Origin of the sequence: Microbacterium arborescens, assembly GCF_030369635.1 — a bacterium.
In the GTDB taxonomy this organism is placed as follows: Bacteria; Actinomycetota; Actinomycetes; order Actinomycetales; family Microbacteriaceae; genus Microbacterium.
On record NZ_CP128474.1, the window covers coordinates 988,422 to 1,000,680 of the forward strand.

The following is a 12,259-nucleotide window of genomic DNA, read 5'->3' on the forward strand; positions in this document are numbered from 1 at the left end:
GGATGGTGACATGACCCGCACGTCCGTTCTCGCCTTTCTGCTCGATGTCGTCCTCGTGGTGGCGTTCGCGGCGACCGGCCGGGCGAGCCATGATTCCGATGTGCTCGCGGGGCTGTGGACGACCTCGTGGCCGTTCCTCGCCGCACTGGTGGTGGCGTGGACGGTGGCACGGGCCTGGCGCTCGCCGACGGGGATCGTCCCCACGGGCGTCGTCGTGTGGGTGGTGACGGTCATCGGGGGCATGCTGCTTCGCGCGGTGTCGGGTCAGGGGACGGCGCTGCCGTTCGTGATCGTCGCGACGCTGACGCTGCTCGTCCTGCTGGTCGGATGGCGTCTCATCGCCCGCGGCATCCGGGCGCTGCGGTCGCGCCGTGGTGGGCATTCTCGCAGCCGGGATGTCGCTCCCCGCGCGTAACCTGTCGGGCATGCGCCGCCCCACCCCCGACCCCGTCGGTCCCGGACAGGAGTCCGTCTGGGACTACCCTCGTCCGCCGCGTCTCGAACGCGTTCACGCGCGCGTGACGATCGACTTCGCCGCCATCACGATCGTTGACACCGACGACGTGGTGCGGGTGCTCGAGACGAGTCATCCGCCCGTGTACTACCTGCCGGCCGCGGCGTTCGTGCCCGGCTCGCTGGTTCCTGCGGTCGGCAGCTCGTACTGCGAGTTCAAAGGCGCGGCCGAGTACTTCGACGTCGTACGCGGCACGGCGGTGCGCGAGCGCGCAGCGTGGGGCTACCCCGACCCGTTGCCGGGATACGAAGAGCTCGTCGGCCGCGTCGCCGTCTATGCGGGCGGCATGGACCGGTGCACCGTCGACGGCGAGGCCGTCGTGCCTCAGCCCGGCGGCTTCTACGGCGGCTGGGTGACGTCGAACCTCGCGGGCCCGTTCAAGGGCGTCCCCGGTTCGATGGGATGGTGATCCGCTCGAACAGGCCCGCGTGGGCGTTTCGATGCTCCGCTCAGCGCTGGGCGCGGGCGAGGTTGGCGTGCAGCTCGTCGGCGTTCTGCCGCACGACGTAGGCGGGCTGGTCGCGCTCGACGCGCCAGCTGTCGGCCAGCGAACCGATGTCGACGGTGTCGAAGCCGAAGTCGTCGTAGAGCGCGGTGACGTGCGCGACGGCCTCGGGGTGGTCGCTCGCAGTCGCGAGCGCGCGACGGTCGGGCGTTCCGGCAGGGGAGCCGCCGGTGTTGATGTCGGCGGCGGGGATGTGGTTGAACGCCTTCACGACCTTCGACTCGGCGAAGTGGCGCTGAGCCATCTCGGATGTCGTGGTGCGCTTCTCCTCCAGCTCGGCGATCCGGCCGTCGCGCTCCCAGTAGTAGTTGTTCGTGTCGAGGACGATCTTGCCGGCGAGCGGTTCGGCGGGGATGTCCTCGAGCGCCTTGAGCGGCACAGTGACGACGGCCCAGTCGGCCGCCTCCGCCGCTTCTTGCGCTGTCGCGGCCCGGGCGCGGTCGCCGAGCCTCGCGACGAGGTCGGCGAGCGTCTCGGGCCCGCGTGAGTTGGCGATCACGACGTCGTAGCCGCGTGCGACGAGCCCCTCCGCGAGAGCGCTTCCGATGTGTCCTGCTCCGATGATTCCCACAGTGGTCATGCGGAGGTGAACCGTGGGGACGGGCCTCGGCATTCCCGACAGACACGGAACGTGTGTAAAGTACAGTTGACAGTAAAGCTAGCTTTACACCGAGGAGAATAATGGTCGAGAACAGTGACACGCCGTCGGTCGTCGACACGCGCCCCCGCTGGGGACGCATGAGATTCGGCAGTCGCCGCTTCTCCGCGCTGTGGGTCGCCATCCCCGTGGGGGTGCTCGTGTCGGCGGCGCTCGCCGCGGTCGTGGTGGCGACGGGAGGCGCGGGAACGCAGCCGGCCCTCGGCGCCGTCGTGATCGTGGCCCTCACCCTGCCTGCGTGCGTCGGCTTCGCCTGGGTGGCGTTCGTCGACCGATCGACTCTGCGGGGAACCACCGAGCAGCCCGAGCAGTCGGTCGAGGCGCGATGGTTCGAGCGGGCCTCGAGCGGTGCCCTCACCGACACGCTTCTGATCGTGGGCCTCGGCACGGCGATCCTGGCGTTCACCCGGGTCGAGATCCCGACCCTGATCGCACTGTCAGCCGTGCTGCTCATCGCCATGGCGTCGGTCGCGGTGCGCTATCTCGCGCAGCAGCGGCGCGGCTGACCGTGGAGAACTCGGTGGCCGAGCGCCGACACGACCGCGGGTGGTCGCAGCAGCGCCTCGCCGATGAGCTCGGGGTGTCGCGTCAGACCGTCATCTCGATCGAACGGGGGCGCTTCGATCCGTCGCTACCGCTCGCGTTCCGGCTCGCGCGGGCGTTCGGATGCACGATCGAGGAGATCTTCTCCGACGAGGTCGAATGAGCGAAGCGGAGCTCAGAGGATCTGGCCGATGGGCTCGCGCTTCTCCGCCTGGAATCGGTCCTCGTTGCGACCGCGGGCCCAGTAGCCCGACAGTGAGACGCGGCCGCGCTCGAGTCCTCGCTCGTCGAAGAGCACGCGACGCAGGGCCTTCATCGACTCGCGCTCGCCGTGCGCGAAGACCTGCACGTCGCCCGTCGGCCAGTCGTACTGCCGCACGACGGCGGAGAGAGCGTCGGGGTCGTGGGTCGGATCGACGATCCACTCGATCTCGACGCCGGCCGGAGCCTCGATCGGCAGGATCGCGTCGTCGGACTCCACCTCGACGAACGCGTGTCCGACCGCGTCCGACGGAAGCGCTTCGAGGGCCGCGGCGATCGCCGGAACCGCCGAGAGATCGCCCGCGAACAGATGCCAGTCGGCCGCGGCATCCGGTGCGTAACCGCCGCCCGGCCCCATCAGCTCGATCCGGTCGCCCACCTGTGCCCGCGCCGCCCACGGCCCGGCGAGGCCCTCGTCGCCATGGACCACGAAGTCGATCGACAGCGTGCCGGCGACGGCATCCACCCGACGGACCGTGTAGGTGCGGGTCACGGGCGCCGACTCGGGAGCGGGGGTGGCGAACTTCAGCTTGACGTACTTGTCGGTTTCGGGCCGGTTCTGGAACGCGGCGAAGCCGTCGCCGCCGAGAACGACGCGCACCAGGTGCGCCGAGAGCCGTTCGGTTCCGACGACCTCGAGCTCGATGCTCGGACGGGGCGTGCGGGGTGCGGTGCGAGAGGAGAGGGCCACCTCACCCACGGTACCGGGGCTCACTGGTTGCGGGCTCATCAGCCCCGGCGCAGCGGGTCAGGCGAAGCGGACCCAGTTGGCGCCCGCGCCGGTCTCGGCCTGCTCGAGCAGCGTCAGCTCGGCGCCGTCGACGGCGTAGAGCGACACCGTGCGTGACTTCTCGCCCGCAGCGATCAGACGGTCTCCGGACGGCGAGAGAACGAACCCACGCGGCTGCGGCTCCGTGGGGATGAAAGCCGAGACGTCGTGCACGGTGCCGTCTTCGGCGACGGGAGCTGCGCCCAGTGTGCTGGTCGAGCGCTCCGAGATCCACAGGAACCGCTCGTCCGCACCGAAATGGATGTCAGCGCCCCAGACAGCGTGGTTGGCGACGGGGTCGCCGCCGATCTCGCCGCGCGCGAGCCCGGCCGCGGGATCGACGGCGTTGGCCTGCGAACGAAGCTCGAGAGCGCCCGCCTCACGGTCGCGTGCGTAGTGCAGCACCTCTCCCGAGTACTCGGTCATGACGTACACGGCGTCTTCGGCGCTGTTGAGCACGAGGTGGCGGGGGCCGCTGCCGGCTGGTGCCGCGGCCGTGCCTGATCCGACTGGAGTCAGCGACAGGTCGTCGCCGAGGGCGAACTGCCCCACGAGGTCGTCTCCGAGCGAGACGAAATACGCGAACCGGCCGTCGGACGAAGGCAGCACGGAGTGGAGCTTGGCGAACTGCACGCGCCCGGTGGGCTCGAGGATCGTGCCATCGGCGATGGGAGCGACGAACCCGTAGTCGCCGCCGTACGACGCCGCCAGCAGAGCCGTGCCGCCGCGGGTCAGCGCGATGTAGCTGACCGATCCGTCCGGCAGCGGGAACCGCGAGACGGGGGTGAGCTCACCCGTGCCGCGATCGAGCGAGAGCGTGACGATCGCCGCGGGCTCGTCCGAGGCCGCACCCTTGACGCCGGCGTAGACGAGATCGCGCTCGCCGTCGATCGCGAAGGTGCCGGTGCCGGTGAGGCCCTCGGCGACGAAGACGCGTTCGAGAGCGTCGCCGTCGAGCCGGAAGACGCTGATGCTGCTGTCACCCGCGTTGGCGACCAGGACGAGAGAGGAATCAGTCACGTCACGAGCCTAGCTCCGTGCCCCGAGGGCGAGGCGGCGGGAGAGGGTGCCGGGGACTGATAAACTCGACGACGGAAGTGTGTCCGAGCGGCCTAAGGAGCATGGCTGGAATCCATGTAGGCGGGGTAACTCGCCTCGCAGGTTCAAATCCTGTCACTTCCGCCAGAACGAAGGGCGTCACACCGCGAGGGTGGCGCCCTTCGTCATGCCAGGGGGTCTCGGCACCGATCTCGTCGCGGCCGTGACGCTCCGGACGGACAGGTTCAGCGAAGGAGAATCCGATGCGGAGCGGTTTCGGTGCGATATCCCTGATCCTCGTCGGATTGCTGGGGTTGGCCGCGTGCAGCCAGCCTCAGCAACCGTCGCCGACGACCTCGTGGACGACTTCCGAGCAGTGTCCTGCTGAATTGGCGGACACCCTGGGGTGCGAGGGGTACCGATCCATCAGCGCTACCGAGGACGGAGCGCCGATCGACTGGGCCGCTGGGGGTGCGATAACCCTCCGAGCCGGGGACGTGAGCAGCACGCCCGTGTTGGTGATCGGAACCCCCTGCAACACGCTCACCATTCCCGTCGCATTCCGCGGGAGCATCATCGTTCCCGGTGAAGCAACCACGACGCTGAAAGCGTGCGACCAGACGCGAACGGCTGAGCAGGCCTGGATGCAGAAGGCCTTTGCCACGGATGTCGCATGGTCGAGGGTCGGTGGCAGGCTGACGATCACGGCGGGAACGGCAGCAATCGTCTTCGGCCCGGATGCTTCATCCGACGGATGACTCACGTTGCCGCGCCGGTGATCTGGTAACAGCGACCATCACTGGACCGCCACACGGTAGCGCTCTTGGTCATGCCAGGATGCCGTCCCACACGCGCCCGCCCTCGGCGATGCGCTGCGACGCGTCGAGCCGGGCTGCGGGAGTGGCGGGCTTGCGGCGCGCCTGCGCGTGGATGCACCCCGCGAACTGCGCGGAGAAGTCGCGGCGGGGATGCCGCTGCGTGACCGCCCGCAGGATGCCGGCATCCCACAGCTCGGGAGCGACTCCTGAGACGTCGAGGCTCGTCGCCACTTCGAGCAGGTGGCCCTCGGGATCGAGCGCCGGATCGACGCTCAGCCACATGTGGCGCTCGATGATCTCGCGCACCCGTTCGCGGCGTTCCACGGGCCACCCGGCGCCGGCCGCGAAGAGCCACCCCGCGGCGCCGCCGGCCGATTCGAAGGCGATCTCGTGGGCGTCGAAGGCAGGGGTGACACCGAGGTCGTGGAGCATCGCGGCGACGTAGAGGACCTCGGCGTCGTGGTCGAGCCCGAGCGCTTCGGCGCGCAGCCGCGCCCAGGCCCACGACCGGATGCCGTGATCAACGAGCGCGGGCGACGACCACCGGCGCACGGCCTCGAGTGCGAGCAACGCCGTGGGTGTGGGCGGAGCGAGGAGGTCATCGAGATCGCGGGTCATGCGCTCATTCTGCGCCGGCGACGACGGCCCGCATCGGCCGGCTGCGGACTCCGGCAGGCATCAGAGCCACCCTGTCCCGAATGCGACGGCGCGGAGCATTGGGAGGCCGTCACGAAGAGTCATATGGCCCCGACGACCCCGATTCGGGTTTAGCGTCGGTGGGTCGCCATCGCGACGTCATCCCTCTCAGGAGCACCACCATGAGTTCTGCCACCTCGAAGAACGCCGCGCCCGCGAAGCGGAAGAAGCCCTTCTACCGCTCGTTCGGCTTCCAGATCACGATCGCCCTCGTCGCGGGCGTCCTCCTCGGCCTGCTGGCACGCCAGCTCGGGCCCGATGCCGAGGGCAACCCGAACGGGCTCGCCGCGACGCTGTCGACCATCGGCAGCGGCTACGTCACGCTGCTGCGCACGGCGGTCGTGCCGCTGATCTTCCTCGCGATCGTCGCCTCGATCACGCAGCTGCGCAACGTCACGAACGCCGCGCGCCTGGCGGGTCAGACGCTGCTGTGGTTCGGGATCACCGCGCTGATCGCCGTGACCATCGGTATCGTGCTGGGCGTCACGATCCAGCCCGGCGCACGCGTCGACGCCGGTGAGCTCACGCCCGATGTCCCCTCGAGCGTCGGCTCGTGGTGGAGCTTCTTGACGGGCCTCATCCCGCAGAACTTCCTCGGTCTGTCGGTGTCGACCTCGATCAACCCCGAGACGGGTGCCGCGAGCTCGAGCGTCGGGTACAACGTGCTCCAGATCATCGTGATCTCGGTCGCGATCGGCATCGCCGCCCTCAAGCTCGGCAAGCGCGCCGAGGCGTTCGTGTCGTTCACCGAGTCGGCACTGAAGGTCGTCCAGCGGGTGCTCTGGTGGATCATCCGCATCGCCCCGATCGGCACCCTCGGCCTGATCGGATCCGCTGTCGTCACCTACGGCTGGGAGAAGCTCACGACGCTGCTCTGGTTCGCCGTGGCGATCTACATCGGCCTCGCCCTCGTACTCTTCGTGGTGTACCCCGTGCTGCTGAAGACCCACGGCCTGTCGATCCGGCAGTACTTCTCGGGTGTCTGGCCCGCCGTGCAGCTCGCGTTCGTCTCGCGTTCCTCGATCGGCACGCTGCCGCTCACGCAGCGCGTGACGGAGCGCAACCTCGGTGTCCCGCGCGAGTACGCATCGTTCGCCGTGCCGTTCGGCGCGACGACCAAGATGGACGGCTGCGCCGCGATCTACCCGGCGATCGCGGCGATCTTCGTCGCGCAGTTCTTCGGCCTCGAGCTCAATGCGGTCCAGTACCTGCTCATCGTCGTCGTCTCCGTGGTCGGGTCGGCCGCGACGGCGGGCACGACCGGCGCGACGGTGATGCTGACGCTGACCCTGACGACCCTGGGCCTGCCCCTCGAGGGGGTCGGTCTGCTGCTGGCGATCGACCCGATCCTCGACATGGGCCGCACCGCCGTCAACGTCGCGGGCCAGGCGCTCGTGCCGACGATCGTGGCCAAGCGCGAGGGCATCCTCGACCGGGAGCTGTACGACGCCGAGCGTTCGGGTGACCCGTTCGCCGACGACAGCGCGGACGAGCTGGAGGCGCCGGCCCGGGCGTGACCTTCGCGCTCACCTGAATGGGGCGCACTTCGCGGCATCCGGCGCAGTTTCTTCTGCGCTCGACGTCGGGAAGTGCGCCCCATCCGGCGTGCGGAGGGGGAGGGGATCAGGCGCGGACGAGGGCGCGGGGGAGCAGGACGGCCCCGATGCGTCGCGGCGTCGAGACCGACGCGAGCAGCCCGCGGCGGACGGCGAGGGCATCGGATGCCGCGGCGCGGCCCGCGGCCGTATCGCGCGCACCGTCGGGGGCGCCGTAGCTCGTCCGCTCGACGGCGGCGACCAGGCCCTCGATCCGGCCGGCGGGGACGGTCGGCACGGCCGCGAGCCGGATGCCGAGGGCGCGAGGGCTGTCGGCATCGTCGACGCGGAGGCCGACGTCGCGCGCGCTCTCGCGGACGATCCGCCAGGCCGCGAGGACATCGCCGCGTTCGGCCGCCCTCGTCTGCCAGCGCCGCCGCACCGTCCCGACGAGAGCGGGCAAGAGCACGAGTGCCGCGAAACCGAGGACGACGGCGCCGTAGGGCAGCACGACCGCCAGGGGAGAAGCGCCGGAGTCGGCGCCCGCGCCGGTCGTCGCCGTCGGCGTCGGGGTCTCCCCGGCCTCCGGCGCGGTCGTCGCGGTCTGCTGCGGCGCGGGTGCCGGAGGCACGTCCTGCCCGCCGTCGTCGGGCAGCGGCTGTGCCGAGCGGGTGTAGGTCGCGGGGGTGCCGAGGCTGTTGGTGGGCTCGAACGGGATCCAGCCGATGCCGGCGAAGTACACCTCCGGCCACGCGTGCAGCTGCGAGCTCAGAACGGTCGCGACGCTCTCGCCGTCGACCACACGGCCGGTCAGCGTGCCCGGCAGGTAACCGATCACGATGCGGGAGGGCATGCCGAGGGTGCGCGCCATCACGGCGAATGCGGAGGCGAAGTGCACGCAGTATCCGCTGCGGACCTCGAGGAAGTCCGCGATCGCGTCCACGCCCGATCCGTCGAACCCGTCGGCCACCGGAGCGTCGAGCGAGTAGGTGAACTCCGAGCTGCGGAACCAGCGCTGCAGCGCGGCGAGCCGGTCGTAATCGTTCGCCGCGCCCGATGCGACGTCGAGCGCGGTCCGCGCGATCGAGGAGGGCATGTCGGCGGGCAGCTGGGTGACCGTGTCGGGAAGCCCCTCGGTCGTCGTGCCGGCCGCCTGGATCTGCTCGAGTGTCGGACGCACGACATGCGTCGTCGCGACGTACTCCTGTCCCTGCGTGTCGGCGCCGGCGGCGATCACCGTGCGGTTGGCGGGCATCGCCTCCCAACCGCCCGAGAGGTCGTCGACGCGCACGGCGGGACCGGGGACCGGCAGCCACGCCGACGAGAGCTGCGTGATGCTGACGGTCGTCTGGTACTCCGTCACGCGCATGTCGGGGTCGGCGACGACGGGACCGAGGGCCTCGGGGGTGAGGGGCGTCGTCTCGTCACGGTCGGGCTCCCAGACGTCGCCGTCGAAGCTCGACAGCGTCGCGGCCCGCAGATACGGCATGCTGGGCGCGTTGGTTCGCGTCGTGAGCACCTCGACGTCGGTGGGGCGACGCAGATCGTCGCCGAGTTCGAGGCTGGCATTGATGGTGGTGGCGGGGCCGGTGCCGATTCCGACGCGCGGTGCGGGCCGGGGGAGCTCCGGTACGACGATGACGGTGGCCACGATCGCGGTCACCGCGAGGCCCGCAGCGAGCACGGCGCCGGCGCGCCCCGGGCGCACGCGCGGCTCCGCGTCGCCGCCTCGCCGCGCCTCGGCGGCGGTCTCGGCGACGGACCGGGCGAGCGCTCGCTCGCGCGAGCGGGTCTCGGCGCGGATGAGCAGCAGGATCGCGGCCGCGAAGACGATGAACGCGATGAGGTCGACGGGTGCGGGCACGGACAGGGCCGGGATCAGCCAGACCGCGATGAGGGCGACGGCCGCGAGCAAGGGCATCCGCGCCGTGATCACCGTGTGGTCGAGCAGCACCGTCAGCGCGGCGATCGCCGCCACGGCGATGACCGCCAACGGTCGCTCGGCGATGAGAGGCGCGACGCCGTTGATGATCTGCTCGCTCGCGCCGGCGACGAGCGACGGCAGCTCGGCGAAGGTCCCGGGCGTCGGGATGACGCGGAGGAGCGCGGTGTCTGCGAAGTAGACCGCCGTGACGAGCGCGCATGCCGTCACCAGTTCGGCGAGGGTGACCACCACGGCGGGGGTGCGCAGCCGCCGCAGCCCGATGCCGACCAGCAGCACCGCCGCGGCCACCGCGACCGCGACCGCGAGCCATGCGCCGGCGGCGACGACACGCAGCAGGGGGAGGATCGCGGCGACGATCGACACCAGGAGGACTGCCGCGAGGCGGACGTCGCCGGTGCGGCCCAGGTCGGCGCGTGAGGGCATCAGGAGGCGAGACCGCCACCGGCGCAGGGCGTCAGAACGCGGCACGAGCGGTCCCTCGTTCGGTGGCGGCGCGCCAGGTCTCGGTGAGGTCGCCCTCGGCGCTCAGGACGGCCGCCCGCCATCCGGCCCCGGATGCCCGTGCGATGGCCTCGTCGGACGAGTCGGCCGCCAGCAGAACCGGGAGGGCGCTGTGCGCCACGAGCGGCGCCAGCGCGTCGGCATCGGCCGTGGTCACGCGAGCGGACACGACGACGACCGGCCCGGCGACGGTTCCTGCGAACAGGCGGGGGAGGCCCGCCAACCGGTCGTCGGACCCGGTGACGAGGGTCGCGAGGTCGAGCGCGAGCTGCTCGACCGCGAGCGTGTCGCCGGCCGGCACCGGTGCACCGAGGGGGTGCCCTTCGGCGTCGATGACGGTGACGTCGTAGCCTTCGCGGGTGAGGCGGGCGACGGCCGAGACGGCGGCCGTCACAGCGGCCTCGAAGGTCGGGTCCTCGCCCGGCAGCGACGCGGCCGGCGCCCACCGGACTGCCGCCCGGTCGAGCACGACGGTGGCCTCGGGCGTGGACTCCTGCTCCTCCTGGCGCACCATCAGCTCGTCGTGGTGGGCGCTCGCCCGCCAGTTGATCCGCCGCATCGAGTCGCCCGGGGCGTAGGTGCGCGGGATCAGGTTGTCGGCCCCCTCGCCCAGCTGGTGAGTCGCGGTGTGGAGGCTGCCGCCGGCCTCGCCCGGATACTCCGCCAGCGGCGGCAGCATCACGGTGGCCGGTGCGACGGTGATCGGCTCCACGGCGCCCACCCGCACGCTGCGACGGGTGAACCCGAAGGGATCGGTGACGACGATCGCGAAGGGACCGACATCGCGGATGCCGCGCCGGGTACCGCGGATGCGGTAGGTCAGGCGCACGCGGTCGAGGGCGGCGGCGCCGGTGAGGATGCCGGAGGCGTCGCCCTCGACACCGTCCGGCAGGGCGTCGGTCCATCGGGCGATCGCGCCCGAGAGACCGCCGCGAGCCGTTGCATGCACCGTCACGGTGCTCTCGCTGCCGACGGCCGTCACGTCGGGGGAGAACGAGCGCGAGACATCGCCGTAGCGGTGGACGAACCACAGCGACATCCAGCCCAGCGCGACACTCGCGATCAGCAGCACGCCGACGTAGACGAGCTCCGGGACGCCGAACGAGTGAGCGCACACGACGGCGGCGAGCCCGATCACGACCGCACCGACGCCGCGGGGCGTCAGCGGCCAGGCACGCCGGAGGATGCGGCCCAGCGGCGGGCGCCGGCGGGCCTGGGCAGGAGAACCGGTCATGGCGGGCTCAGCGGACCGGAAGCGGGACCGGCACCGTCGCGGCGATGTCGGCGAGCGCCGCCTCGACCACCTCGGCGCCGCTCCGGCCGCGGGATGCGCCGGTCGTCCGCGCCGGGATGAGGCGGTGGGCCAGAACCGGCTGCAGGAGCGCGACGATGTCGTCGGGGATGACGAAGGGGCGGCCGTCGAGCGCCGCCCACACTTTGGCGGCGCGGACGAGCTGCAGCGTGGCGCGCGGGCTGGCGCCCAGGCGGAGGTCGCGGTGATCGCGGGTGGCCCGGGCGATGGCGACGGCGTACTCCTCGACCGCGGGCGAGACGTGCAGGCTCCGTGCCCACGCGATGAGCCCCCGAACCTCGTGCGCCGTGATGACGGCCGCGAGCGAGGAGAGGGGGTTGACGGTGTCGCGCTCGCGCAGCATCCGGGCCTCGGACGCAGCGTCGGGATAGCCCATGGAGATGCGCATCATGAACCGGTCGCGCTGCGCCTCCGGCAGCGCGTACGTGCCCTCCATCTCGAGGGGGTTCTGCGTCGCGACCACCAGGAACGGCGCGGGAAGCCCGTGGGTGCGGCCGTCCACGGTCACCTGACGTTCCTCCATCGCCTCCAGCAGTGCCGACTGCGTCTTGGGGGAGGAGCGGTTGATCTCGTCGGCGATGACGATGTGGGCGAAGATCGCCCCCTGCTTGAACTCGAACTCGCGGTCGGCCTGATTGAACACGCTCACGCCGGTGACGTCGCCGGGGAGCAGGTCGGGGGTGAACTGGATGCGGCGCACGGTGGCATCGACCGTCGCGGCCAGCGCACGCGCGAGCATCGTCTTCCCGACGCCCGGCACGTCCTCGATGAGGAGGTGCCCCTCGGCGAGCAGGCACACCAGTGCCGAGCGCACGGCCTCGGGCTTGCCGTCGATGACGCGGGCGATGCTCGCCGAGATCGCGTCGGTGGTCGCGGCGAACCGATCCGGGCCGAAAGCCGCCTGGGTGCCGTCGTTGGTCATGCGATCCCCTCGTTCTCGGCGCCGCGTGCCCCGCCGCGTCGCGCCCGTCTGGCGAGAGCCTAACCGGCCCCGGTGTCGGGAGGACTCAGGTTCCGGGTTAGACTGGGAACAGCTCTCCGCGAGGCGGCATCCAGGCCAACTCCCCCAGGACGGAAACGTAGCAAGGGTAACCGGGCTCTGCCGGGTTCGCGGAGAGTCTTACTTTTTCCCCACCGTCGTGGCCTGCGGCATCCGCCGCCACG

The 12,259-nt window shown here is 71.3% G+C and carries 13 protein-coding genes, 1 tRNA gene and 1 other RNA gene; 8 read left to right on the forward strand and 7 right to left on the reverse strand.

What is annotated here, in order from left to right; translation table 11 throughout:
• Positions 1-10: 10 nt before the first annotated feature.
• Entirely contained in the window at positions 11-415 is a 405-nt protein-coding gene (locus QUC20_RS04625; protein WP_289331082.1) for a DUF3054 domain-containing protein, read from the forward strand.
• A gap of 10 nt (positions 416-425) precedes the next feature.
• A complete protein-coding gene (locus QUC20_RS04630; protein ID WP_289331083.1) occupies positions 426-923 on the forward strand; it encodes a DUF427 domain-containing protein in 498 nt (165 codons plus the stop codon).
• A gap of 40 nt (positions 924-963) precedes the next feature.
• Here the strand turns inward: QUC20_RS04630 and QUC20_RS04635 are convergent, their stop codons facing one another.
• The gene (locus tag QUC20_RS04635) at positions 964-1,599 is read right to left on the reverse strand and encodes an NADPH-dependent F420 reductase (protein WP_289331084.1); all 636 of its coding nucleotides are present in this window, start codon (positions 1,597-1,599) and stop codon (positions 964-966) included.
• Positions 1,600-1,700: 101 nt separating this feature from the next.
• Between QUC20_RS04635 and QUC20_RS04640 the strand changes: the two genes are divergently transcribed.
• Positions 1,701-2,183 carry a hypothetical protein gene (locus QUC20_RS04640; RefSeq protein ID WP_289331085.1) on the forward strand — a complete coding sequence of 161 codons (483 nt, stop codon included), beginning with the start codon at positions 1,701-1,703 and terminating at the stop codon, positions 2,181-2,183.
• Between the two features lie 2 nt (positions 2,184-2,185).
• Positions 2,186-2,383 carry a helix-turn-helix transcriptional regulator gene (locus tag QUC20_RS04645; protein WP_120263160.1) on the forward strand — a complete coding sequence of 66 codons (198 nt, stop codon included), beginning with the start codon at positions 2,186-2,188 and terminating at the stop codon, positions 2,381-2,383.
• A gap of 12 nt (positions 2,384-2,395) precedes the next feature.
• Here the strand turns inward: QUC20_RS04645 and QUC20_RS04650 are convergent, their stop codons facing one another.
• Positions 2,396-3,172, reverse strand: a complete 777-nt coding sequence (locus QUC20_RS04650) for a siderophore-interacting protein (RefSeq protein ID WP_289331086.1) — start codon at positions 3,170-3,172, stop codon at positions 2,396-2,398.
• 57 nt (positions 3,173-3,229) lie between these two features.
• Complete coding sequence (locus tag QUC20_RS04655; RefSeq protein ID WP_289331087.1) at positions 3,230-4,270, reverse strand: lactonase family protein; 1,041 nt, start codon at positions 4,268-4,270, stop codon at positions 3,230-3,232.
• A gap of 73 nt (positions 4,271-4,343) precedes the next feature.
• On the opposite strand from QUC20_RS04655, the gene QUC20_RS04660 reads away from it, so the two are divergent.
• A tRNA-Ser gene (locus QUC20_RS04660) sits at positions 4,344-4,435 on the forward strand.
• A gap of 350 nt (positions 4,436-4,785) precedes the next feature.
• Positions 4,786-5,046 (forward strand): META domain-containing protein, encoded by a 261-nt coding sequence (locus QUC20_RS04665; protein ID WP_289331088.1) that lies wholly within the window; start codon positions 4,786-4,788, stop codon positions 5,044-5,046.
• A gap of 69 nt (positions 5,047-5,115) precedes the next feature.
• Here the strand turns inward: QUC20_RS04665 and QUC20_RS04670 are convergent, their stop codons facing one another.
• A complete protein-coding gene (locus QUC20_RS04670) occupies positions 5,116-5,724 on the reverse strand; it encodes an HD domain-containing protein (RefSeq protein WP_289331089.1) in 609 nt (202 codons plus the stop codon).
• Positions 5,725-5,924: 200 nt separating this feature from the next.
• On the opposite strand from QUC20_RS04670, the gene QUC20_RS04675 reads away from it, so the two are divergent.
• Positions 5,925-7,319 (forward strand): dicarboxylate/amino acid:cation symporter, encoded by a 1,395-nt coding sequence (locus QUC20_RS04675; RefSeq protein WP_289331090.1) that lies wholly within the window; start codon positions 5,925-5,927, stop codon positions 7,317-7,319.
• A gap of 106 nt (positions 7,320-7,425) precedes the next feature.
• Here QUC20_RS04675 and QUC20_RS04680 read toward each other — a convergent pair whose 3' ends face one another.
• From QUC20_RS04680 to QUC20_RS04690, 3 genes are read right to left on the reverse strand one after another with little or no spacing between them, the layout of a single operon-like run.
• Positions 7,426-9,750, reverse strand: coding sequence for a transglutaminase TgpA family protein (locus QUC20_RS04680; protein ID WP_289331091.1), 2,325 nt, complete (start codon positions 9,748-9,750; stop codon positions 7,426-7,428).
• Positions 9,737-11,017, reverse strand: coding sequence for a DUF58 domain-containing protein (locus QUC20_RS04685; protein WP_289331092.1), 1,281 nt, complete (start codon positions 11,015-11,017; stop codon positions 9,737-9,739). The genes QUC20_RS04680 and QUC20_RS04685 overlap by 14 nt, the downstream gene beginning before the upstream one ends.
• 7 nt (positions 11,018-11,024) lie before the next feature.
• Positions 11,025-12,017: an AAA family ATPase gene (locus tag QUC20_RS04690; RefSeq protein ID WP_120263153.1), complete on the reverse strand. Its 993-nt coding sequence runs from the start codon at positions 12,015-12,017 to the stop codon at positions 11,025-11,027.
• A gap of 107 nt (positions 12,018-12,124) precedes the next feature.
• Here QUC20_RS04690 and ffs point away from each other — a divergent pair.
• An RNA gene (ffs, locus tag QUC20_RS04695) (signal recognition particle sRNA small type) lies at positions 12,125-12,221 on the forward strand.
• Positions 12,222-12,259 lie beyond the last annotated feature (38 nt).